The organism is Arthrobacter sp. LAR12-1-1.1, assembly GCF_040676555.1.
Lineage (GTDB): Bacteria > Actinomycetota > Actinomycetes > Actinomycetales > Micrococcaceae > Arthrobacter.
The window spans coordinates 568,233-589,554 of sequence record NZ_JBEGIG010000023.1 but is presented as its reverse complement, the minus strand read 5'-3'; the positions used below and the strand labels follow the sequence as shown (position 1 = coordinate 589,554).

Sequence of the window (21,322 nt, the reverse complement as noted above, 5' to 3'; positions counted from 1 at the left end):
ATACCTGTGATGGCAGTCACGGGCAAGTTTTGATCTGCAATATCGATCTTGCGCCATATGCATACGTTTGTATACAGTTGGATTCATCAACCAGTGAAAGGACAGCCAATGTCGATCGGTAATGGAGCCGGACCGCGGATTACGGACAGCGTTGACGTGATTGTGGTGGGCGGCGGGAACGCCGGTTTTACGGCGGCGCACGCTGCAGCGGAGCGCGGGCGGCGCGTTGTACTGCTGGAAAAAGGCGAAAAGGACATGGCAGGCGGCAACAGCTTCTACACCGCCGGCGCCACCCGGATAGTGCATAACGGTCTGGATGATTTGCAGGGCCTGGTGGAACCGGATGAGCGGCACGGCCGCACTGTTGTTCCTTCCTACAGCGCTGAAGAATATGCAGCGGACCTGGAAAAGGTCACGGAGGGCCGGAACGATCCCGCACTGACGGAGGTTCTTATCGCGGAGAGCCAGTCCACTCTGCGGTGGCTCAACAGCCTGGGTCTGAAGTACCGCCTGATGTACGAGCGTCAGGCCTATGAGCGCGCCGACGGGTCCTACCTTTTCTGGGGCGGCTTGCATGTGGGGAACGTGGGCGGCGGTGAGGGCCTGATCGAGGACCACACCAGGCTTGCCGCAGAGCTCGGCATCGATGTCCGCTACGGCCACGAGGCACAAAGCCTCGTCGTCGAAAACGGCCGCGTTGCCGGCGTCGTAGTCAAAACCGCCGAAGGCGAACTGCGCCTGACGGCAGAGTCCGTCATCCTCACCGCCGGCGGCTTCGAGGCGGACCCCCAGTGGCGCCAGGAGCACTTGGGCGAAGGCTGGGAAAACGCCAAGGTCCGCGGAACCCCGTACAACACCGGTGACATGATTGCCGCGGCCCTGGCGATCGGCGCGACCAAGGGCGGCGACTGGGGCACCTGCCACAGTGTCCAGTGGGATGCCTTCACGGCCACCAACGAGAGCAACCGCGAGCTCACCAACCGGCTGACCCGGCAGAGCTACCCGTTTGGCATCATCGTAAACACCGACGGCAAACGATTCCTGGACGAAGGCGCGGACTTCAGGAACTACACCTACGCCAAATACGGCAAGGAAATCCTCAAGCAGCCCGGGTCAGTGGCCTACCAGATCTTCGACGCAACCCTGCGACCGATGCTGCGCGGCGAGGAATACGACATGCCCGGCATCTCCGTCGAGATCGCGGACACCATCGAGGACCTGGCCGCCAAAATCGGCCTGAACCCAGAGAGCCTGTCCAAGACCATCACGGACTTCAACAACTCGATCGACCGCTCCGTCCCGTTCGACCCCACCATCAAGGACGGCCGGAAGGCCACCACCGAACCGGTCAAAAGCAACTGGGCCGCCCCCATCGAAACCGGACCGTTCTACGCCTACGGCGTCACGTGCGGGATTACGTTCACGTTCGGTGGCATCAAGTCCGACACCCACGGCCGCGTCCTGGACGCAGACGGAAAGCACATCGACGGCCTCTTCGTGGCCGGCGAAATGCTCGGCGGACTCTTCAGCACCAACTACCCCGGCGGCACCGGACTTGCTGCAGGCTGCGTCTTCGGACGGCGCGCAGGCGTTCTGGCGTAAAGTTCCTTTCGAACAAGCACTCTGCGATGACCACTCCAACGCCTCAAGGACCAGCCACGTGACGGACACAGCAACTCCACGTATTGATGGAGAGAGCATCTTCCAGACCCTGCGCAGCGAAATCCTGTCCGGAGTCCATCAGCCTGGCACCGCCGTTCGGGAAACATCGCTTGCCACGCGTTTCGGCGTCTCCCGGACACCTGTCCGGGAGGCGCTCTCGCGCCTGCAGCAGGAACGGCTCCTCGAGCGCGTGGCCAGGGGCCTCCAGGTTCCCCAAGTGGACCCCCAGCAGGTCATCCAAATCTATGACATGCGGATTCTCCTCGAAGAGGAGGCCGCGCGCCAGGCAGCCCGTGCCAGGCAGTTCCCCGACCTGATGCGGCTTGAGGCGTTGCTGCAGCGGGACCGGGAACTTCAAGAACCGGATGACCACACCAGGATCACCACCAACCTGGAGTTCCACGCCGCCGTGTGGAACTGTGCCCACAACCCGGTCCTCCAGGACCTGCTGGATAGGTTGTCAACTCACCTCATCCACGCACCGCGTTCCACACTCTCCACCGCTAACCGCTGGGAGGCGGCACTGGACGAGCACGAGGCCCTGATACACGCCATCGAGCAGCAGGACGCCGATGAAGCGGGAAAGATCGCCCGGCAACACATGGAAACAGCCCGTACCCTGCGCCTGCAGCTTCTTCGAGAGACAGCACTGCAACACCCACTGACCGGTTCCCGCCGCTAAAGCAAGCCACCGACACCTGCACGCGCCGGGCCGTCAAGCCCGCGCGACGCGTCTCGTCGAACGTTTAGCCCGCCAGACAGCGCGCAGAATCCGCGTCATCAGGGCCAGAGACTCCACCGACCGCCGGATCCAATTCCGGCATGCGTGAACCCTAATCCTGCATGCCACCGCAACAGGCAACCCGAAAGACGGGGCGGGATAGAGCCAACGCGAAGGAGGCAGGGTGGCTGGAATGCCACCCTGCCACCTCCAACTCACATCCGCCGCAACCGGCTACCCAAGGACAAGAGCTTGACAACCTACCCACACGCGCCCGGGCCAAAGCAGGAAACACCCCAAAAACCGGAACCCATCAGCAACTGGTACAAACTCTCACGATACGACTACGTGGAAATCTACCGTCAGGGCGAGATCATCGCACAAGGAAATATAGACATGCTTGCCCTCGACGGCAGCGTTCTGTGGCTTCACCAGGACGAAGGAAAAGGCCGACTCATGTTCCTGCAAGATGAAGGCCTGCGAGTCTACAAACGGCCGCATGCCGGCCATACCGCCAAACCCCCAGCGAAGAATCGCGTCCGAAACGATCTCGCCACTCTCTATAACTGCCAAACCGAGCTGTGAAAAAACCGCCATCCCCATCGAACAGTCACACCTGCCGCAGAAACCAGCCCTGCAAAGGAGAAGTGGCGTCCGGCCCCCGGTTCTCACAAATAGTTCTCGAAACAGGTCGATGTACCAAGGGGATACCAGAGGTCCGTCCCAGAATTTGGCTGATTCCGGCTGACACAGGCTGAATCCTGGGCTTCACGCAGCAACGAAAAAACCCCGCCGCTCCCGTGTAAACACTGGGAACTGCGGGGTTCTAGCTGGTGGCTCCGACCGGCGTCGATCCGGTGACCTTTCGATTTTCAGTCGAACGCTCTACCAACTGAGCTACAGAGCCTAGGTGACATGTCACCTTGATGGCCGGAATTTCTTCCGGCAATCAGAGCGACCCTGACGGGACTTGAACCCGCGACCTCCGCCGTGACAGGGCGGCGCGCTAACCAACTGCGCTACAGGGCCTTGCTTGTTTATTGCTTGTACTGCATGTTTCCTGCTGTCTGCGGTATCGCTACCGCAAATTTTCAAGGCCTTTAGCCTACCAGACTTTTCCATCCGGTTTGACCAGTTCCTTGCGTACCCCCAACGGGATTCGAACCCGTGCCGCCGCCGTGAAAGGGCGGTGTCCTAGGCCGCTAGACGATGGGGGCCAGGACGCCATCCGGTTGAACTTGTCGGGGCAAAAATTAAGGGCCGAAGCCTGTCGTTTTTGTCCTTTCGGGTTCCTCCGAACTGGACTATAAAACTATAAGGGCAGACCCCCTGATTATCCAAAATCGGTCCATCCGCCGGTGCAAGTTGGGCGCAAGGTGGGTGCAAGATGGACGGATGGATGCCGTTGATGCCCTCAATGAAATTGCGTTCTGGCTGGAACGCGAGCTCGCCCCCACCTTCAAGATTCAGGCGTTCCGAAAGGCAGCTGGGATTGTCGGCGCCTTGGAGCCGGACGAGGTCGCGGCGCGGGCACGCAGCGGCAGGCTGAAGAGCATGAAGGGGATCGGGGACAGAACCTTCGAAGTCATCAGGCAGGCGGTCGACGGCGGCGTACCCGACTACCTTGAGGGCCTGCGGCAACGCGGGCAGCAGCCGCTCGCGACCGGCGGCGCAGAACTGAGCTCCGCCCTCCGGGGCGACCTGCACAGCCACAGCGACTGGTCCGACGGCGGGTCCCCGATCGGACTCATGGCTGACGCCGCCCGGACGTTGGGCCGGGAGTACCTCGCCCTGACGGACCACTCCCCTAGCCTCAAGATCGCCAACGGCCTGAGCGCGGAACGCCTTCGGGAGCAGCTCGACGTTGTTGCGGACATCAACGGGGACGGCGGGGACTTCAGCCTTCTGGCCGGGATCGAGGTGGACATCCTGGAGGACGGCACCCTGGACCAGTCCCCGGACCTGCTGGACCAGCTGGACATCGTGGTGGCGAGCGTCCACTCAAAGCTCCGCTCCGACCGGCGCACCATGACCGAGAGGATGCTGGGCGCCATCAACGATCCGCACACGAACGTCCTCGGCCACTGCACCGGGCGGCTGTTGCAGGGATCGAGGGGAACCCGACCGCAGTCCGAATTCGACGCCGAGCGCGTATTCGCGGCCTGCGCCGAGAATAACGTGGCCGTCGAAATCAATTCCCGTCCCGAACGGCAGGATCCGCCGGACGAGCTGATCCGACTGGCCCTGGACGCCGGCTGCCTCTTCAGTATCGACAGTGACGCCCACGCGCCGGGCCAGCTGGATTTCCTGCAGTACGGCGCCGAGCGCGCGGCCTCGAACGGCGTGCCCGCCGAGCGGATCGTCACCACCTGGCCGCTGGATCGGCTGCTGGAGTGGTCCGGGCGCGGAAAGTAGCGGCCGCACCCATGCCTTAGGTCTCGCCCCAGCCCGGTACCGGCCGTGGGTTTGGCCCTAGCCCCGGCACTAGCCCCGGGACGGTTCCGGACCCTCGGGCCGCCACGGCGTGAGCCTGGGCAGCCAGCGCGGGACGTTACGGCGATACTCTTCGTAGGCCGCACCGAACTTCCGGGTCAGTACCGGCTCCTCGTACAGCCGGACGAAGGCCACAACCGGGACGGCGCCGATGCCCAGGGCCACGAAGAGCTTCGGCGCGCCTAGCAGGAGTCCCTGCCCGGCGACGGCCGCCGCGACGGAGACATACATCGGATTCCGCACGTATCGGTAGAGCCCACCAACCACCAGCTTCTTGGGAGGGGCAAATGGCGCGGGGGTCCCGATGCCCTCCACGGCGAAATGCACAAAAGAGTTCGCGATCACCGCCGCGCCCGCACCGATCAGCAGGGCGCCGGTGATCTGCGCAGGCACCCCGCCGGGGACCGGGGAGGCCACTTCCCAGCGGGTCAGAAGCCACGGCACCAGGCCGGCGGCCGTTGCGGGGGCAACCGCGAAGACGGCCGTACCGATGGCTGCGCGCTTCCTTTCGCCGGCCGACACTGGGGATGCTGTCATACCAGCAATCGTGACCCCGCCACATTGAGCGGACAAGGGCCTACCGACCCCAGACCTGAGGGCCGGCTCCGGACCGGCATGGGTTTTCCACTCCTTGCGCGGTGCTCAGGAACGGGAGGCAGACGCGGTGCTCAGGCGAGCAGCAGCACGGCAAGGGTGATCATCACGACGGCGATTCCGGCGTCGAGCACCCGCCAGGCCGCCCGGCGCCGGAAGAGCGACGTCAGGAAACGCGCCCCCGCGCCGAGGGCGGTGAACCAGGCAATGCTCCCCAGGCCGGCCCCGGCGGCGAACCACCAGCGCCCGGCTTCGCCTTGAGCGGCGGCGAGGGACCCGAGCAGCAACACCGTATCCAAATAGACGTGCGGGTTCAGCCACGTGAAGGCCAGGCAGGTGCCCAGCACGGCGGCCCGGCCACCGGCCGGCTTGTCGCCGGGATTCTCCAGTTGCGACCCCCGGACCGCGCGCCGGGCCGCGAGCGCCCCGTAGACGAGGAGGAACGCGGCCCCGACCCACCGGATCACCACGATGGCAGCGGGCGCCCGGTCCAGGAGGACACCGACGCCCGCGACGCCCAGCAGGATCAGCACGAGGTCCGAAACCGCGCAGACTGCCACCACCATGACGACGTGGGAGCGCTGGATGCCCTGGCGGAGGACAAATGCGTTCTGCGCGCCGATGGCAACGATGAGGGACAGTCCGGCGGAGAGGCCGGAAAACAGTGGAAGGATCACCATTCCACGGTAGGGGTCCGCCGAAGATGAAGCCAGTTAAAGATTCTGCTGATACATAAGATGGTCTAATGATGGAAATTTCCCCCGAGCAGGCCCGGACGCTGGCCGCAATCCTCACGTACGGGAGCTTCGACGCCGCCGCAGCCCATCTGTCCGTGACGCCTTCGGCCGTCAGCCAGCGTGTACGGGCCCTCGAGGCCGCCGTCGGCCGGCCCGTCCTGACCCGCGCGCGGCCGCCCGGGCTTACCGAGTCCGGCGAGGCCGTGGTGCGGTTCGCCCGGCAGCTGGAACTGCTCTCCGCGGACCTGGCCGAGGAACTGCAGCCTGAGCAGCCCCGCGCAGGAACGCGCCTGACGCTGGTGATCAACAGCGATTCCTTGCACACCTGGGCGTTGGCCGGCCTCGCGGCGGCCAGTGACAACGTCCAGCTGGAGATCCTGCGCGAAGACCAGGAGCACTCGTTGGACCTGCTGCGCGCCGGCGCCGCCGCCGCCGCCATCACGGAGACAGCCAAGCCCGTGCCCGGCTGCTCGTCCAGCAAGCTGGGCATCATGCGCTATTTTCCGGTGTGCGCTCCGGACTTCACCCGCCGCTGGTTTGGGGCAGGGGTGAGCGCCGCGACGGTGGCCGCGGCTCCCGTTGTGGTCTTCGACCGCAAGGACGATCTGCAGGACCGCTGGCTGCGCCGGCTCAGCCACGCACCCCTTCAGCCGCCGCGCCACTACGTGCCGGCCGCCCAGGAGTTTGGCGATGCCATCCGCTGGGGCATGGGCTGGGGCATGATGCCCGAGATCGAAATTGGCGAAGATCTGGAGACCGGCAGGCTCGAGACGCTCTCCCGCCGCGCGCACGTGGACGTCGCCCTCTACTGGCAGCAGTGGCGGCGCGGCTCGGCGGCGCTGACCGACGTCGCGGACGCCGTCCGGGCGGCGGCGCGCGTGCTCCGCTGAGGCCGTCCGGCAGGTTGGCAGCATCTCGGCTAGACGTGACCGATTACCGCCAGTCCTGACCGTGCTGTAGCGGCTAGATTGGCAGCATGGCTACAACCTCCGCATCCGGCCCCACTCCGTCCGCACGCCCCCACGAAGGGTCTGCGAACGTTGCCCCCGCACCCGCCCCGCAACCCGCACCAACCCGTCCCGGACAGCCGGCCCCGATCAGCAGGCTCGGTATCGCCGCCGTCGTCGTCACCGTGGTCCTGTGGGCCTCGGCATTCGTGGGCATCCGGGCCGTGGGCCCGAGCTTCTCCCCCGGCTCCCTGACGCTCGGCCGCCTGGCGGTCGCCGCCGTCGTGCTGGGCCTGCTGGTGGTGCCGAAGCTCAGGGGGCTGCCCCGGGGCCGCGAATGGTGGCCCATCCTGGCCTACGGCGTCATGTGGTTCGGCGGCTACAACGTGGCCCTGAACGCCGCCGAGCACATGCTGGACGCCGGCACGGCAGCCCTGCTGATCAACGTCAACCCCATCCTGGTCGCCGTGATGGCCGGCGTGATACTGAAAGAGGGCTTCCCGCGCTGGCTGATCATCGGCAGCCTGATCGCGTTCGGAGGCGTGGCCGTGATAGCGCTGGGATCCGGCCAGCGGTCGACGGCGGACGTGGCCGGTGTGCTGCTGTGCCTGCTCGCGGCCGCACTGGCCGCCGTGAGCGTGATCGTCCAAAAGCCGGTGCTGCGCAAGTTCCCGGCCGCCCAGGCCACGTGGTTTGGCATCATGGTGGGCGCGCTCTGCTGCCTGCCCTTCAGCGGCCAGTTGATCACCGAGCTGCAGGCCGCTCCCCTGCCGGCCACGCTGGGCCTGGTCTATCTGGGCATCTTCCCCACTGCGATCGCGTTCACCACGTGGGCCTACGCGCTCTCCCTGATTGACGCGGGGCGCCTCGCCGCCACCACCTACCTGGTGCCGGGCACCACCATCCTGATCTCCTGGCTGGTCCTGGGCGAAATTCCTACCGTCTGGGGCCTGGTGGGCGGCGTGATCTGCCTGGTGGGTGTGGGGCTGACCCGGCGCCGGTCCCGCTAGAGTTTCCCTATGCCTTCATCCCTCCCGCCCGGCCTGCCGATCGTTCCGAACGGCGGGGACGGCAGTGACGGCGGTGGCGGCGAGTCTGACGGACCCTTCCCGATGTCCGAGGCCGATTTCGAGGCCGCGGTCAGTGACGCCCTGGACCGGATCCCGCCGGAGCTGGCGAAGACCATGAGCAACGTCGCGATCTTCATCGAGGACGACTACACCCCGCAGCCCGGGGAGGATTCGGACACCGTGCTGCTCGGGCTCTATGAAGGGGTTCCCCTGACCGAGCGGGACTCCTGGTGGGACGCCGGCTCGCTGCCGGACCGGATCACCATCTTCCGCCAGCCCATCCTGGACATCTGCGCCTCACGGGATGAGGTGATCGAGGAAGTCACCGTGACCGTGGTCCATGAAATCGCCCACCACTTCGGCATCAGCGACGCGCGCCTGCACGAGCTCGGCTGGGGATAGCCTTGTAGGCATGGGACACGACCACAGCCACTCGCACGGTGTAACCGCCACCGGGAAGCACCGGAAGCGCCTGGTCGCCGTCCTGGCCATCACGCTCGCCGTCGTGCTCGTGCAGACGATTGGCGCCGTGGTCTCCGGGTCCCTGGCCCTGCTCGCCGACGCCGGGCACATGCTCTCCGACGCCGCGGGCGTCTTCATCGCCCTGCTGGCCGCGTGGATCGCCGCCCGGCCCGCCAGCGATCTGCGCACCTACGGTTACCAACGCGCCGAGGTCCTGGCGGCGCTGGCAAACGCCCTGGTCCTGATCGTGATCTCGGTGGTCATCTTCACCGAGGCCATCCGCCGGCTCGGCGCCACCCCGGAGGTCCACACCGACATCATGCTCGCCGCGGCGGTCCTCGGCGCCGTCGCCAACCTGGTATCCCTGCTGATCCTGCGCGGCGCCCAGAAGGAAAGCCTGAACGTCCGCGGCGCCTACCTCGAGGTCCTGGGGGATCTGCTGGGGTCCTTTGCCGTCATTGCGGCGGCGGTGGTCATCATGGTCACCGGGTTCCAGGCGGCTGACACCATTGCCTCGATCCTCATCGCGCTCATGATCCTGCCCCGGGCCTGGCACCTGCTGCGCGACGTCGTGGACGTGCTCCTCGAGGCCACCCCCAAGGGTGTGGACGTGCAGATGATCCGCGAACACATCCTCGCCGTGGAAGGAGTCGTGTCCGTCCACGACATCCACATCTGGACCATCACCTCGGGCGTCCCCGTCTTCTCCGCCCACGTGGTGGTGGAGGACGCGGCGCTGGGTGCCCGGGGCGCCGACCGCGTCCTGGACAAACTCACTAGCTGCCTGGGCTCCCACTTCGACACCGAACACTGCACGTTCCAGCTCGAGCCCGCCACGCATTCGGAGCACGAGGCCCACCAGCACGCCTGACCCGGCACCGGCGCTCGGCAATGCCCTGCGGAGATCGGCCGCGTCTGGGATGGGTCAGCGTGTACGTCCCCCGAGGTGCGCACGCTGCGGGGGTGCAGCCCCTACCACCCCCCCAAACCTGTCGTAGGGGCTACACCTTTGATGCCACTCAATGCGCACGGTCAGGCCATAGTGGGCGCCTGGAGCATGTCACGCTCCAGAGTCTACTGAAAAAAATTCAGTAGTGAAAATTTCTCAGTTGAGCGGCGAAGCCTCTCTCCGATGCCGCCGCTGCAAAGGACAGCAGCCGCCGCCAGTACCGGTTGCCGTCAATGACGGCGCCGGCCCGGCAGACCACGGCCCGGCGCAGTGCCAGCTGTCCCGGCCCCTCTCAAGGCAACCGTAAACGACGACCACCCCACCTCAACAGGGGGTACTTAAGAGATCCAATCCCCTAATCCGAATATGGAGGGTGGCCTGGCTGTTGCTGGTGCACCCTGGCCTGCCCGTCGTGTTCCGGCGGGTGGGTCGGCGGGACCGTCACCTGAGGGGTCCGGTCCCGCCGACCCACCCGTGCCACGCTCCGGTTGACCACGGTCAGGGTGATGGCGGCCGCGGCAATGCCAGCGACGATGGCGATGAGCCCGCGCAGGCCGATGTTCATGTCAGCCCACAGCGCCAGCCCAATGCTGACGACCAGGATGGTGACGAACAGTGCCACCATCGACGCCGGTTCACCGGGCGGCTTTCTCCGAGAGGAACTGTCCGCATGACGCCGGTCTTTGATCTCTGCCATGGTTTTCCTTCGTTGTCGTGTGTGGTGCTGATACCGGCGGGTGAGCCGTGCTCAAGGGAAGGCGTTAAAGGTTCCGGCGGCGGAAGACGGTGAGCGCCAGTCCGCCGAGGACAAGGGCCCACACCGCAAGACCGAACTGGCCGATGAGCAGGCGACCCAGTCCCAGATCCTCGACTGTCGTCGCGCTGATGGCCCGCATGAACAGGGGCGTCGGTGTCACGTTCACCAAGGCGTCTACAGCCCCGGCCGCCTGCTCGGGGATCATGGCGCCCACAGCGAAGACCGCCAGGGGCAGGAGGACGTTGACGCCGATGAGCAGTAACACGGACCCGAAGGCCCGTCCCACGAGATGGGCCAGGGCCACGGCAACCAGCACCATGCTGGTGCTGCCGACGACGGTTGCCGCCACGCCCAGCAGCCCCGACCCGACAAAGTCGCCTCCAGAAAGGACAAGTCCGAGTCCCGCGAGGACGATCGTGACGAAGGCCGTGCTGACTGCCGTCAGGGCAGCCCAGGACAGGGCCCTGGCCATGAAGAGCCGTTCCCGTTTCGGTGTCAGTGACAGCGCCAGGCCCAGCTGCCCAGTGTGGTCCCGCCCAACCGCGAAGACGGCGGCCACAGAGAGGACCAGCGCACTGACAAACGCACCGGTTTCGACGGATGTGGTGGTGATGACCCTGGTGGGTTCCGAGGCCAGTGACTTCATGATGAGCATCGTCAGTATCCCGCTCGCCAGCGCCGCGGTGATCGCGACGATGACCGGGATGGGCACGCCGCCCTTCCGGAGGAGCCTGCGCGCCTCGGCCCGGGTCACGGCGCCAAACCTCTGTTCGGGTGCCATCGTGGTGCGGTCGTCGATCTGTGATTCGGTCATGGTCATTCCCTTCCCCCGGATGCGCTCCGGGCCAGGACCGCGAAGTAGGTGTCTTCGAGGCTTCGGGTCACCCGGGACAGATGCGAGATCCCCGCACCGGACTCCAAGGCGACGGAGGCGAGCTCGGTCGGGTTCGTATGATGGACCAGTATTCCCCCCCGTTCGCGCGTGGCGCGGAAACCCCTTTGTGCCATGGCAACCAGCAGGTTCTCGGGGTCCGGGGACTCGAGGTAGTACCCCGTTTCGTCCGGATGGGACACGAAATCCCCGATGCTCCCCTGCCCGAGGATCCGGCCACCGCCAATCATAACGATGTCATCCGCCGTTTCTGCCAGTTCGGCCATATGGTGTGAGGACAGCAGGACCGTTGCACCCTGTGACGCCGCAGAACTCAGGAACGACCTGATCCAGGCAATCCCGTCCGGGTCAAGCCCGTTGATGGGTTCGTCCATGACCAGTACGTCCGGACGGCTCACGGTCGCCGTGGCGATGCCCAGCCTCTGACGCATGCCCAACGAGAAGGTGCGGACCCGGTGTTGGGCCACGCCTGCCAGTCCGACCGTCTCGAGGGTGTCTCTGCCCCACGAAACTGGCAGTCCCTGCGTACGGCAGACGTAGTCGATGATGCCGGCAGCGGTGGCCTGCTCCGGGAGCCATTCCGCCGATAAGAAAAGTCCCATGGTCTTCCCCGGAAGCAGGGCTTGCGAGAAGTCTTTTCCGTTGACGCTGACGGTGCCCGCGTCAGGACGCACCAGCCCGGCAATGATTTTCAGCACGGTGGACTTCCCTGCGCCGTTGGGTCCGACGAATCCGGTGACCCGCCCCGGTTCGGCGGTGAAGGAAACGTCCTGGAGCACCCTCTTGCTGCCAAAGCTTTTGCTCAGGTTCTCGACGTGGATCATGGATGAACAAACTCCTCGGTGGTGGGCTGCTTGACAGTGGGGTGCCTCCGGAGGGCGGCGATTTCCGGTGAGGTGTCTTCCACCAGGCGGCCCATCTGATCCGGGACCGCCCGGGCGAAGCTGAGCGCAGCCAACGTCTTGGGCCGACCCGCGAAGTAGTGGGCCCGCACGAGGGACACCCTAGCTGCTCGAGCCCCGGTGGCGGACACGGAGTGCAGGCTGGTGGCGGCCAGGACCACCTCATGGTCAACGAAGGAACGGCTGACCCAACCGACCCTGTTTCCCGCTACCGAGAACCGGGCCCTGGCAAGGCGGACCACCAGAGAGAGAACGCACCAGAGGGCCACTGTTGCCACCGCGGCCAGGACGAGGGCGCCACCTGTCACGCGGTGCAGAACCCAACCGAAACCGAGTGCGGGTACGCCGATCGCTGCGAAGAGCACCAACGATCCGGCGACGGATCCGCGGCCCGAGGACTTCAGAAGGGCCGGGCGCGGAAGCTCGGGCAGCGATGTGTCGAGGATCTGCGTCACCTGCCTTCGCGGCAACGACGGGAGGACCATGTTGGTTCCCATCTGTGCATCCGAGTCCGTCGTAAGGAGCGCGACCCGGACCCGGTCGAGAAGCATCTCGATGAGGTTGCGGCGTGCCGTGATCCCGCCGACGGCCGAGGACCTCACGTTACGTTGGTTGGTGGAGAGCCATCCGTATCTGATGGACAACCCAGCAGGATCACTGCTCACCGTGAATTCATGGTATTTCACCACCGCAGCGACCGATCCGCCGAGGAGGACCGCCCCGCACAGCGCCAAGCTTCCCGCCAAGGGATGCGAGCCGAAGACCTCCACGGCACCGTCCAAAATCGTCAGTTGGTCCGCCGTATCCAGCACCGCGAGAACGGCACCGGTCCCCAGGACCACCACATGGCCATAGATCAGGTTGGCGGCCGCGAGGTCCCTCCGCCTGGCCGTGTACAACACGGTCCGGCCCGTCGTATCCGACAACCCCGGAACCGTGCCGTGGAAGCCACTGGCCGCGCTGCCGGAGCGTGCAGACTGTGCCCCCGGAACCCCGTGGGCCCGTGCCAACCCCACGATGGCTTCAAGGTCTGCGTGGTCGATGCCGGGGACATCGATCTTCGCATCGTCTTTGCCGCCGGAGCGCAGGGAGACGACCCCCAGCCCGAACCGGCGGAAGGCCCAGGGTGAGTCGATGTCCACGACCAAGACGTCACGCCAAGCGGTCGTGCTCGTGGTTCTGAATAACAGCCCGCGGGTGAGGGAGAAGTCATCCTTAGAGATCGCGTACCTCAGCGTCGCCCAGGCGTAGACGGGGTGGACCAACCGGAGGATGAGCAGGCCGCCGATCAGGTAGACGGCCGCCGGCCCGGGCCACAGCCCGGGCCTGTCCCAGTACAGGAATCCGCCGATCAACAGGCTGACCACGCTCGGGGCTCCACGGAGGGACATCGCCGCCATGGCCTTGGCGGGCAGCCGCTGCGGGGCGTCAGTGCCCACCGGTGGACGCCTCTATATAGGTGGACAACGCCTGCCGACGGATCTCTACGGCCACACCACGTTCCACGGGCCCCAGCGGTTCAACGTGGTTGAGGGTGGTGAACCTGACTTTAGCGAGGCCCAATCGCCGCAACAGCGGCCCTTCGATGATGGAGACATTCAGGATCTGGGCGGTGGACAGGACCGTGTCCTTGGACAGGAGGTAACCCCGTTTGATCCGCACCGCATCGGCGCCCACGTGGTATGACGTGTGGCGCATCGTAAGGCGGCTGACAATCGGCACATCGACGATCAGACCGGAGATGATGAGGATCGCCATGACAACGAGGGTTGGCAGCCTCCAGCCGTCGGGGACGAGCCAGAGTGCCAGACCGCACGCAAGGGCTCCCGTCATCAGCACCTCGACGGTGGAGCGGATCATGAGGTAGTGCAAGGCCACCGGCGGCAGCGTCAGCGCATAGGCATGCGTACGCGCGGCCCGGCCCGACGCCGACCATTTGCCCCGGCCGTCAGCCTGTGTGCTGGCCACTGAGCCCCCTTCTGTATGTTCTGCTAACGACATGTACTCGGTATTCCCGGAGCACTGGTGTGGCCGGGGGCCGTGGGCCCCGGCCACACCAGTGCCAGACTCATGTCAGCCGATCCCGAGGATCTGCATGATCCACTGGGCGATCGTACCGAAGGTCACGCCCCGCTCAAGCCACCGCTGGACCGTCCCCCAGTTGTTTCTGGCCCACCGGGCGATCGAATTCACGACCCCGACTCCCCAACGCCAGAATTGCTGCAGGACCCACCAAACAAACCTCAATACGGCACCCATTTATAGTCCCCCTCTGAAAGCGAATGATGATGTTTCGGGAATCCCCCAATACGCTGTCAACATTATTTTTCAGATGGATCACTAAACAGTATTCTATTATCCTTTAGATATATACTTTTGGATAAATGACGAGGGAATTTGACTACCGGGTGGCAGCCGGTTCGAGCCCCTCGGACCCGAGCACATTCCCGACCTGCGGCCCGACGCGGAGCACGCCGGCCTCGAGGGCGGCGACGAGCACCTGCAGCCGATCCTGGACGCACCACTTCACCATGATGCGTGAGAGGTGGCCCTTGATGGCCGCCTCCGAGACACCGAGTTCCCTCGCGATGTCTCGATTGGACCGGCCCTGACCCAGGCACTCAACAACCTCGCGTTCCCGGCTCGTCAGTGCGGGCAGATCGGTGCGGGACAGCACCTGTTCGGCGGGACGCGTTCTCCGCACCACCTCCAACAAACCGATGAGAGCGGATCGGGACAAGAAGACGTGGCCCGCCGTAACGTCGGATACCGCACCCTGAATCTCGCGAACCGAAGCATCGCTCGTGAGAATTCCGCGGGCACCTGCATCCATGACGTCCCGGATCCTCTCGGATGCGCCGGCGTCGATGAAGACGATGAGATGGGCCTGTGGATAGAAGCTCAGTACGGGAAGGAGGTCGGGGGCCGCATGGCCGCGGTGCAACCGCGCATCAACGACGACAAGGTCGGCCTGATGCGCCCGGCAATCGGCAGCGAGCTCGAGTGGCGACGTTGCTCGACTGAACAAGGCTCGCGTCTGCGAATTGAAACGAAAGATTGCATTGAGAACTGAATGCAACTGAGCCTCCGAGACACCGACAACCACCGATAATTCCTGCACCGCGACATCATCCCCCTCCCCTTTGCCCCGTTCCCGGGACAAGATAATTCCAGCACAGCTTATGGCGACTCTTCGGATAGAATTTCGTCCTGCGGTACCCAGAGAACCAGTCCTGGATAAGACGTTCTATCAGGTAGATAAACCGCGGTTTCAACGCATGAACGTTGAAACCCCGACCAGGTCCACCACGCCCCTCTGCTCTACGACGCCGGGGACCAGGCCGTTCAGCGCATCGCCGATCCGATTCAGGTCCCGCGCTCCACGATCTACGACCACCTCGACAAACAAGCGCCGGACGGTGCCCCGCCGCCGGCACACGGGCCCGGCGTAACAGCGGCGCCGACCAGGACCCTTGCTACCTGGCCCCACCGGCCAAAGCGCGACGTTCCCGAGCATTGGTTCTCAAGCCCCCATGCGGGCGCCTGGAGCACCCCATGCTTCAGAGTCTACTGAAAAAAATTCAGTAGTGAAAATTTTTCAGTTGGACGGACTTTTTTTCTCGGGCCTGGGCGGAAGGTTTCGGAGAGCTTCAGTCACCGCGCGAAGAGCGTCCACGTTCACTTCTCCCAGGACCCTCGCGGCGAAGTGCTCTACCTCGGCAATGCGGTAAGCCTCTATCAGGCGGAGTTCAGCCTCGACGCGTTCCGGGATCGGACCGCTGCGCTGAAGCAGGTAGTTCTCGTCAACGTCAAAGAAGTACGCCAGTGCCTTCAGTAGCTCCGGATCCCAGCGGTTATCAGGAGAGCCGGCCAGTAACCGGTGCCACCGCGTCCTTGTGAGCGTGAGCCCTTGTTCCGCGAGACCCTGTCGAACGTCTTCATACGTGAAACTGTCGGCGTCTTTGGCATGCACGATGTCGAGAAGAAGCTGGATTTTTGAGGCTAGAACCTCTTTGTCGCTGCGGGAATCTATAGGGTTGTCGTTCGAATTCACGCGTGATCCTGCTCCCGGCCAACAAAGGCGGCCACATCCCGAGGGCAGCGCTTTCCCAGTTGTAGCGAAGTCACAGCCCTCCTTTTTAATCCGTCATGGTTGCACCGTTTGCCAGGCCTGGTGGCTTCGTGGGATGCCACGCGAAGAATCAGCCGACAATGAGAGTATATGAGGCTCCGAAAGCGACTACGCCAGTTATGAACCCGGTAATGACCTGTGGAGCTGAGTGGTCCCGGAGATAGACCCTGGACCAGCAGACAAGAGGGGCCGCCACAACGAACGGAAGCCCCAGCCAGCCGAACATCAGTACAGCTGACACGGTCGCGCCGCCCAATGTCATTGCATGGCCCGATATCTTCCAAATCGGGCTGACCAGAATGAGCGCCACAATCCCGCAGAGAATCCCGCCAACTAGCCCCCAGACTGGCTGGGGTGCGCCCATGATCGAGAGGATTGCGCAGCCAAGCAGCGACGAGCCCAAGGTCCAGAGCATGACCGGGCGGCGTTGTTTCTTGTCCCCAACATGGTGGTCCGTCAACTGGCCCCTCTTGGCAAGCAGCAGTACGACGGAAAACGGCACCAGGCAGATGAAGAGGGCAGCGATAATGCCCGACCAGATGGAGACCATCCACTGGTCACTCAGCAGAGAAGCCAAAATCAGCAGGAGGGACAACACCAGCGGCGGCTGCGCAATCTCGGTTGCGGACCGAGCCACACGCCCAATGGCCGTGGAGGACCTCTCTGATGTGGTTAGGGTCGTGGTTTCTGCTGTCACTGACGTGCCTTTACCGGCAGCACAGATTCCAGAGAACCGACGCCGCCATCAAATCGGGCTTGGACTGCGTCTAGGACACGGTCGGCAAGCATGGGTGTGGATCGCCCCGAGAGAGCGACCTTGTGATCGCTGGAGCGAATAACGTACTGGTACAGGCGGACGGAAGGGTGCTTCGCATAGAAGCCGGTCACAATGGCCGCCAGCCACGCCGCACGGGAGAGTCCCCAATATGCTCTGCCCAGCATGGCCGTAAGAAAGACCAAGGCGGCCCGGTCCCAAAGCTGCAGGCGGCGCCACACCTTAACCACTGGCGGGATGCCAAGCCCGAGAGAAGTCAGCAGAACCCCGCCGTAGAACAGCGGATTGAACAGGACGTACAGAACGTGGTGGAGAGACGAACCGCCCACATCGGTGTGCAAGGCGGTCATGTAGGCGATCTCTTCGACCGACGCGAGTGCGACCAGAGCCATGCCGGATGCAACAACCCGGGAACTCACGCGGACGGGCAGGCTTTCCTGGGGCCGGAGGCAAATTCGAAGAACAGAAACGGCCAACAGCGCCAAAATGCCCATGTAGACGCTGGCGTAGATGAAGACCGGCAACTGCTGGACGTTTTCCGGCACGTAGCTCTGAGTCGTCGGAACGAAGCGCTGGAACAGGAACGGAACGGTAATCGCAGCTGCTCCGAGGCCGGCAGCAAGCGGGCGGTGACTAAGGCGTGACCGGTAGCTCTCATCCGGAGAGTAGGCAGCGAAGATTCCCTCCCGTACCAGCCAGACGGCGCTTGTGACACACAAATTGCGAACAAGGTGCAGGAAGTTGACGCCGCCAACGGCCGCATCGATGGTTTCTTCGGGTACGACGACACCTGTAAGAAAGAGGCCGAGGACACCGATTCCGATCGCACCAACAAAGGCCGTTGAAGCGCCCCAGCGAGCGACAAAATATAGGCGAAAGGCAAATACTGTTGCCAAGATCCAGAACGCAGCGGCGGTCATAGGCCAAACACTCGTTCGGCCTTCGTGGCCTCCTTCACGGGCGTGGCATGCAGAACCCGGGCCAGGCCAAAGGCCAAATTTTCGGCGGCAGCCTCCGCCTCGTCCAGGGGAACGTCCACTGCACGGCACATCCAGCTGACGCCGTTCCGCTTGCCAATACCGGAGAAGAAAGACCCCGCGATAAGTCCGTCGAGAGGCTTCCCCTTATGGCCCAAGAGGATGTGGCTAAGTTCATGTAGCACGACGTGGACACTCCAGGCCTTGGCACCCCGCAGGTAGCGGACGATGCCATGGCTGGGGGTATCGATCCACTGACCGGTGACACCTTCTCCAAGGCTGTCCACTGTGCCTTCCTCGAAGACCAGACGTTTGCCGTACTTTTCTTCGACCGCAGTCACTAGATCGCCCAGATCAGGGTACGCGGGAAGGTTCAAGGTATCGATGACGTCAGCGGTCAGTGTGGACTGTTCCATGTCCCTGCGGCTCCGAAAATCCACTGAATAAATTTCAGTAATCTGGTATGACGCCTGACGGCGCCTTGGCAAGGAGCCACCCTACCAAGCTTCCGAAAACGCCAACTGTCACACACATTAAGGAATCCCAAATGAGTCGGAGCATCTTCATGCCGCGCGCCTTCCCACCTAATAGAACCTGATTCATTTCATGTTGTGCGGGAATTATCTTCGAGACGATCGACTTCGACCACATCACTGGCCAGGGAGACTTTGCCTATTGAGGCCAGTCAGAGACTGAAGGCCCGCTGTCGCGGCCTTCAAAAAGGCCAGTGTTGTTTATGTTATTCATGTGACTTGTGTTGCCAAAGTGACCATTGACCCGTAGCCTCATGCCTGCTGGGTGATCCGCAGAGGGGCTTTCATGTGTCAAATTCCGACCTCGCTCATTCCAGCCTGAGACCTCGAGGGTTGCCCATGAGCTGGACCGGATCCGGTCACAAGACTGCTGTGCTCTGCGCCGTCGTCGTCCTTCTTGGAACGCTCGCGCTCCCGGCACAGGCCGCACCGCTGACTTCCGCGCCGGTCTCCAAGCCGCTGGCGGCCGCCGTCCGGGTTCCGGCGTCGCCGGAGATCCCCTCACCTGAAGAGATCTCAGCCGCCAAGTCCAGTGAAAGCGCGACGGCGGCGGAGGTCACCAGGATCGATGGGCTTCTGGCCGACGCGTCAGCCGGCCAGGAAGCCAGCCTGGCCGCGTCCCTGCAAGCAAACAACGCGTACGGCGAGGCCCTCGTGGAGCTGGCCACGCGCCGTGACGCGGCGGCTGTAGCGGCCGCCAGGGCTGCCGCCGCCGAAGCGGAACAGGCCAAGTCCCGTAAGCAGATCGGCCAACTGGCCGGGGATCTGTACCGTAACGGCGGCCTGAATCCTGCCCTCAGCAGCTTTGTCAGCGGCACCGGACAGGCCCTCGAGGATGCAGCCACGCTGGAGGCTGTAACCGCCGGACGCGCGCGGGCGTTCGAGTCCGCGGAAACCGCTGCTGCTGCCGCGCAGTCACTGACCGAAGCCGCAGCGGACGCCAACCGTGCCGCCGACGAGGCCGCCGCGGCCGCGGAAGACCGCAAGGTCGACGCCGATCGCGCCACCGCGGCCCAGCGCCAGGTGGTGGCCGACGCCAAGGAGCAGCGCAGCGCGCTCGTGGACCAGCTGGCAAGCCTGAGAAACACTACGGCGGCGCTGGAATCGGCCCGGGTGGACGCCCTCGACCGCCAGCGCCAGCAGGACCGGCTCGCAGCACTGACCGCGGCGGCCGGTCCCGCGCCGCAGCCTGGCACCGGTTCACAGCCGGGCACGGGTTCGCAGCCTGCCCCGGCATCACCGGGACGGGACGACTCGGCCGCGCAGCAGCCGGCAGCTCCGGCTCCGGCCGAAGGGCCGGCGGCTCCCGTTCCGGCACCGGCTCCAGCACCTGCTCCTGCTCCAGCACCTGCTCCAGCACCTGCACCTGCGCCCGCCCCCGATCCGGCGCCTGCCCCTGATCCCGCGCCGATTCACGTTCCGGTTCCCGCACCTGTTCCGGTGCCGGCGCCCGTTCCTGCGCCGATTTCCGGCGGGTCAAACCAGACCGCCATTTCAGTTGCGCTCGGCAAGACCGGATCGCCGTTCTTCTACCAGTACGGCGGAACCGGGACCTATGGGTTTGACTGCTCGGGCCTGGTGCAGAGCGCGTTCGCCGCGGCCGGCAAGTACCTGCCCCGCACTGCCTCCCAGCAGTTCGCCCAGGCCCCCGTCCATGTCCCGCTCTCCCAGGCGCGCCCCGGCGATTTGCTTGTCTGGGGTTCGTCCCCGGGCTTCTACCACGTGGCCATTTACATAGGCGGTGGCCGCGTGGTCCAGGCACTCAACCCGGACGCCGGCATCACTGTGACCGATGTTGCCGCCATGTCCGGGATGCAGCTGTACGGCTACGCGGCCCGATACTGAGGCCCGGTTCCTGGGTCCGGTTACGCAGCGGCACGTCGGTCGACTACGAGAGCACGTCCTTGGTGATGAACCTGCCGTAGGCCAGCGCGCCGAAGACGGCGATGTAGCCGCCCTGCAGAAGGGCGTTGACGGCAAAGGAGTCCCAGGACACCGGCTGGCGGAGCAGGTCGCCAAAGTCCAGCCAGTAGTGGCTGAACAGCCAGGGATGCAGCCACTCAAGCTGCGGCAGCGCGTCCAGGACCTGGGCGACGACCGAGAGCACCACGGTGGCCGCCATGGCCCCCACCGGCACGTCCGTCAGGGTCGAGATGAACAGGCCGATCGCCGACAGCCCCAGCAGTGAAACGGCCAGGTAGGCTGCGATCAGCAGGAGCCGGACCACTGCCTCGCCGGGACCGATCGTGTCGCCGGACAGCAGCGTCACCGGTCCCACTGGGAAGAGCGCCGCGCCGATTCCGGCCCCGGTCAGGGCCACCACGAGCGGGGCAACGACCACGAACAGAGCCGTCCCGGCATATTTGACGATCAAGAGACGGACCCGCCCGGCCGGGGCCACGAGCAGGTAGCGCAGGGTTCCCTGCCCGGCCTCGCCGGCGATCGTGTCGCCGGCGACGACGCCGACGGTAAGCGGCAGGAACAGGGGAACGGACACCACCAGGGCCGTGACGCCCACGAACAGGCCGTTCTGGGCGATCCGGTCCAAGAAGGCGGGCCCGCGGCCCGGCGGTACAGCCGAGGAGACCCGCACCGCCACGGCGATCAGGATCGGGATGGCCGCCAGCGCGCACAACATGGCCCACGTCCTGCGGCGGCGGAACAGCACGCCGAGCTCGGACGCCAGCAGTCCGCCGGTCAGGGATCCGCGCCGGACCGG

General features: G+C 64.8%; 23 protein-coding genes and 3 tRNA genes. 9 read left to right on the top strand and 17 right to left on the bottom strand.

All coding sequences use genetic code 11. The annotated features are described in order from the left end of the window. The first annotated feature begins 108 nt into the window (after positions 1-108). From tcuA to MRBLAR12_RS15615, 3 genes are all read left to right on the top strand, one after another. The gene (gene tcuA, locus MRBLAR12_RS15625; RefSeq protein WP_229993457.1) at positions 109-1,602 is read left to right on the top strand and encodes an FAD-dependent tricarballylate dehydrogenase TcuA; all 1,494 of its coding nucleotides are present in this window, start codon (positions 109-111) and stop codon (positions 1,600-1,602) included. A 58-nt stretch (positions 1,603-1,660) separates the two neighbouring features. After that, complete coding sequence (locus MRBLAR12_RS15620) at positions 1,661-2,344, top strand: GntR family transcriptional regulator (protein ID WP_229993456.1); 684 nt, start codon at positions 1,661-1,663, stop codon at positions 2,342-2,344. 291 nt (positions 2,345-2,635) lie between these two features. After that, positions 2,636-2,968 carry a hypothetical protein gene (locus MRBLAR12_RS15615; protein ID WP_229993455.1) on the top strand — a complete coding sequence of 111 codons (333 nt, stop codon included), beginning with the start codon at positions 2,636-2,638 and terminating at the stop codon, positions 2,966-2,968. A gap of 246 nt (positions 2,969-3,214) precedes the next feature. Here the strand turns inward: MRBLAR12_RS15615 and MRBLAR12_RS15610 are convergent. The 3 genes from MRBLAR12_RS15610 to MRBLAR12_RS15600 all read right to left on the bottom strand — a co-directional run bounded on the left by MRBLAR12_RS15610 (position 3,215) and on the right by MRBLAR12_RS15600 (position 3,600). Then, positions 3,215-3,290 (bottom strand) — tRNA-Phe (locus tag MRBLAR12_RS15610). Positions 3,291-3,338: 48 nt separating this feature from the next. Further along, positions 3,339-3,412: transfer RNA gene (locus tag MRBLAR12_RS15605), tRNA-Asp, on the bottom strand. Between the two features lie 115 nt (positions 3,413-3,527). After that, positions 3,528-3,600 (bottom strand) — tRNA-Glu (locus tag MRBLAR12_RS15600). A gap of 178 nt (positions 3,601-3,778) precedes the next feature. Here MRBLAR12_RS15600 and MRBLAR12_RS15595 point away from each other — a divergent pair. After that, positions 3,779-4,798 (top strand): PHP domain-containing protein, encoded by a 1,020-nt coding sequence (locus tag MRBLAR12_RS15595; RefSeq protein ID WP_364746985.1) that lies wholly within the window; start codon positions 3,779-3,781, stop codon positions 4,796-4,798. Between the two features lie 69 nt (positions 4,799-4,867). Here MRBLAR12_RS15595 and MRBLAR12_RS15590 read toward each other — a convergent pair whose 3' ends face one another. Further along, positions 4,868-5,413 carry a methyltransferase family protein gene (locus tag MRBLAR12_RS15590; protein WP_229993453.1) on the bottom strand — a complete coding sequence of 182 codons (546 nt, stop codon included), beginning with the start codon at positions 5,411-5,413 and terminating at the stop codon, positions 4,868-4,870. Between the two features lie 131 nt (positions 5,414-5,544). Further along, positions 5,545-6,150, bottom strand: coding sequence for a LysE/ArgO family amino acid transporter (locus MRBLAR12_RS15585; protein WP_364746983.1), 606 nt, complete (start codon positions 6,148-6,150; stop codon positions 5,545-5,547). Positions 6,151-6,215: 65 nt separating this feature from the next. On the opposite strand from MRBLAR12_RS15585, the gene MRBLAR12_RS15580 reads away from it, so the two are divergent. The 4 genes from MRBLAR12_RS15580 to MRBLAR12_RS15565 all read left to right on the top strand — a co-directional run bounded on the left by MRBLAR12_RS15580 (position 6,216) and on the right by MRBLAR12_RS15565 (position 9,557). Beyond that, positions 6,216-7,097 carry an ArgP/LysG family DNA-binding transcriptional regulator gene (locus MRBLAR12_RS15580; protein ID WP_364746981.1) on the top strand — a complete coding sequence of 294 codons (882 nt, stop codon included), beginning with the start codon at positions 6,216-6,218 and terminating at the stop codon, positions 7,095-7,097. 86 nt (positions 7,098-7,183) lie between these two features. Beyond that, entirely contained in the window at positions 7,184-8,164 is a 981-nt protein-coding gene (locus MRBLAR12_RS15575; protein WP_364746979.1) for a DMT family transporter, read from the top strand. A 9-nt stretch (positions 8,165-8,173) separates the two neighbouring features. Then, complete coding sequence (locus tag MRBLAR12_RS15570) at positions 8,174-8,626, top strand: metallopeptidase family protein (protein ID WP_364746977.1); 453 nt, start codon at positions 8,174-8,176, stop codon at positions 8,624-8,626. Positions 8,627-8,636: 10 nt separating this feature from the next. Further along, positions 8,637-9,557, top strand: a complete 921-nt coding sequence (locus MRBLAR12_RS15565) for a cation diffusion facilitator family transporter (RefSeq protein ID WP_229994755.1) — start codon at positions 8,637-8,639, stop codon at positions 9,555-9,557. Between the two features lie 433 nt (positions 9,558-9,990). Here the strand turns inward: MRBLAR12_RS15565 and MRBLAR12_RS15560 are convergent, their stop codons facing one another. From MRBLAR12_RS15560 to MRBLAR12_RS15510, 11 genes are all read right to left on the bottom strand, one after another. Then, positions 9,991-10,332 (bottom strand): hypothetical protein, encoded by a 342-nt coding sequence (locus tag MRBLAR12_RS15560; protein ID WP_364746975.1) that lies wholly within the window; start codon positions 10,330-10,332, stop codon positions 9,991-9,993. A gap of 64 nt (positions 10,333-10,396) precedes the next feature. Then, positions 10,397-11,206 carry a hypothetical protein gene (locus MRBLAR12_RS15555; RefSeq protein WP_364746973.1) on the bottom strand — a complete coding sequence of 270 codons (810 nt, stop codon included), beginning with the start codon at positions 11,204-11,206 and terminating at the stop codon, positions 10,397-10,399. Positions 11,207-11,208: 2 nt separating this feature from the next. Then, positions 11,209-12,108 carry an ABC transporter ATP-binding protein gene (locus MRBLAR12_RS15550; RefSeq protein ID WP_364746971.1) on the bottom strand — a complete coding sequence of 300 codons (900 nt, stop codon included), beginning with the start codon at positions 12,106-12,108 and terminating at the stop codon, positions 11,209-11,211. Then, the gene (locus tag MRBLAR12_RS15545) at positions 12,105-13,625 is read right to left on the bottom strand and encodes a PH domain-containing protein (protein ID WP_364746969.1); all 1,521 of its coding nucleotides are present in this window, start codon (positions 13,623-13,625) and stop codon (positions 12,105-12,107) included. Before MRBLAR12_RS15545 ends, MRBLAR12_RS15550 begins: the two co-directional genes overlap by 4 nt. Continuing rightward, positions 13,615-14,154: a PH domain-containing protein gene (locus tag MRBLAR12_RS15540; protein ID WP_229994750.1), complete on the bottom strand. Its 540-nt coding sequence runs from the start codon at positions 14,152-14,154 to the stop codon at positions 13,615-13,617. The genes MRBLAR12_RS15545 and MRBLAR12_RS15540 overlap by 11 nt, the downstream gene beginning before the upstream one ends. A 105-nt stretch (positions 14,155-14,259) precedes the next feature. Then, a complete protein-coding gene (locus MRBLAR12_RS15535) occupies positions 14,260-14,379 on the bottom strand; it encodes an aureocin A53 family class IId bacteriocin (RefSeq protein WP_229994749.1) in 120 nt (39 codons plus the stop codon). A gap of 208 nt (positions 14,380-14,587) precedes the next feature. After that, complete coding sequence (locus MRBLAR12_RS15530; protein WP_229994748.1) at positions 14,588-15,214, bottom strand: response regulator transcription factor; 627 nt, start codon at positions 15,212-15,214, stop codon at positions 14,588-14,590. A gap of 570 nt (positions 15,215-15,784) precedes the next feature. After that, the gene (locus MRBLAR12_RS15525) at positions 15,785-16,240 is read right to left on the bottom strand and encodes a hypothetical protein (protein WP_229994747.1); all 456 of its coding nucleotides are present in this window, start codon (positions 16,238-16,240) and stop codon (positions 15,785-15,787) included. Between the two features lie 148 nt (positions 16,241-16,388). Then, the gene (locus MRBLAR12_RS15520) at positions 16,389-17,015 is read right to left on the bottom strand and encodes a hypothetical protein (RefSeq protein ID WP_229994746.1); all 627 of its coding nucleotides are present in this window, start codon (positions 17,013-17,015) and stop codon (positions 16,389-16,391) included. Next, on the bottom strand, positions 17,012-18,013 hold the full coding sequence (locus tag MRBLAR12_RS15515) for a hypothetical protein (RefSeq protein ID WP_364746966.1): 1,002 nt from the start codon (positions 18,011-18,013) through the stop codon (positions 17,012-17,014). Before MRBLAR12_RS15515 ends, MRBLAR12_RS15520 begins: the two co-directional genes overlap by 4 nt. Next, the gene (locus MRBLAR12_RS15510) at positions 18,010-18,486 is read right to left on the bottom strand and encodes a hypothetical protein (protein WP_229994744.1); all 477 of its coding nucleotides are present in this window, start codon (positions 18,484-18,486) and stop codon (positions 18,010-18,012) included. The genes MRBLAR12_RS15515 and MRBLAR12_RS15510 overlap by 4 nt, the downstream gene beginning before the upstream one ends. A gap of 456 nt (positions 18,487-18,942) precedes the next feature. Here MRBLAR12_RS15510 and MRBLAR12_RS15505 point away from each other — a divergent pair, with 456 nt between their 5' ends. Further along, complete coding sequence (locus MRBLAR12_RS15505) at positions 18,943-20,448, top strand: C40 family peptidase (RefSeq protein WP_229994743.1); 1,506 nt, start codon at positions 18,943-18,945, stop codon at positions 20,446-20,448. Positions 20,449-20,491: 43 nt separating this feature from the next. On the opposite strand, the gene MRBLAR12_RS15500 is transcribed toward MRBLAR12_RS15505, so the two are convergent. Continuing rightward, complete coding sequence (locus MRBLAR12_RS15500) at positions 20,492-21,241, bottom strand: ABC transporter permease (RefSeq protein WP_229994758.1); 750 nt, start codon at positions 21,239-21,241, stop codon at positions 20,492-20,494. Positions 21,242-21,322 lie beyond the last annotated feature (81 nt).

Coding starts and splice junctions, on each gene's coding strand:
- tcuA (WP_229993457.1), top strand. CDS start 109: ATGTCGATCGGTAATGGAGCCGGACCGCGGATTACGGACAGCGTTGAC.
- MRBLAR12_RS15595 (WP_364746985.1), top strand. CDS start 3,779: ATGGATGCCGTTGATGCCCTCAATGAAATTGCGTTCTGGCTGGAACGC.
- MRBLAR12_RS15590 (WP_229993453.1), bottom strand. CDS start 5,413: ATGACAGCATCCCCAGTGTCGGCCGGCGAAAGGAAGCGCGCAGCCATC.
- MRBLAR12_RS15585 (WP_364746983.1), bottom strand. CDS start 6,150: ATGGTGATCCTTCCACTGTTTTCCGGCCTCTCCGCCGGACTGTCCCTC.
- MRBLAR12_RS15580 (WP_364746981.1), top strand. CDS start 6,216: ATGATGGAAATTTCCCCCGAGCAGGCCCGGACGCTGGCCGCAATCCTC.
- MRBLAR12_RS15575 (WP_364746979.1), top strand. CDS start 7,184: ATGGCTACAACCTCCGCATCCGGCCCCACTCCGTCCGCACGCCCCCAC.
- MRBLAR12_RS15570 (WP_364746977.1), top strand. CDS start 8,174: ATGCCTTCATCCCTCCCGCCCGGCCTGCCGATCGTTCCGAACGGCGGG.
- MRBLAR12_RS15565 (WP_229994755.1), top strand. CDS start 8,637: ATGGGACACGACCACAGCCACTCGCACGGTGTAACCGCCACCGGGAAG.
- MRBLAR12_RS15560 (WP_364746975.1), bottom strand. CDS start 10,332: ATGGCAGAGATCAAAGACCGGCGTCATGCGGACAGTTCCTCTCGGAGA.
- MRBLAR12_RS15555 (WP_364746973.1), bottom strand. CDS start 11,206: ATGACCGAATCACAGATCGACGACCGCACCACGATGGCACCCGAACAG.
- MRBLAR12_RS15550 (WP_364746971.1), bottom strand. CDS start 12,108: ATGATCCACGTCGAGAACCTGAGCAAAAGCTTTGGCAGCAAGAGGGTG.
- MRBLAR12_RS15515 (WP_364746966.1), bottom strand. CDS start 18,013: ATGACCGCCGCTGCGTTCTGGATCTTGGCAACAGTATTTGCCTTTCGC.
- MRBLAR12_RS15510 (WP_229994744.1), bottom strand. CDS start 18,486: ATGGAACAGTCCACACTGACCGCTGACGTCATCGATACCTTGAACCTT.
- MRBLAR12_RS15505 (WP_229994743.1), top strand. CDS start 18,943: ATGAGCTGGACCGGATCCGGTCACAAGACTGCTGTGCTCTGCGCCGTC.
- MRBLAR12_RS15500 (WP_229994758.1), bottom strand. CDS start 21,241: ATGTTGTGCGCGCTGGCGGCCATCCCGATCCTGATCGCCGTGGCGGTG.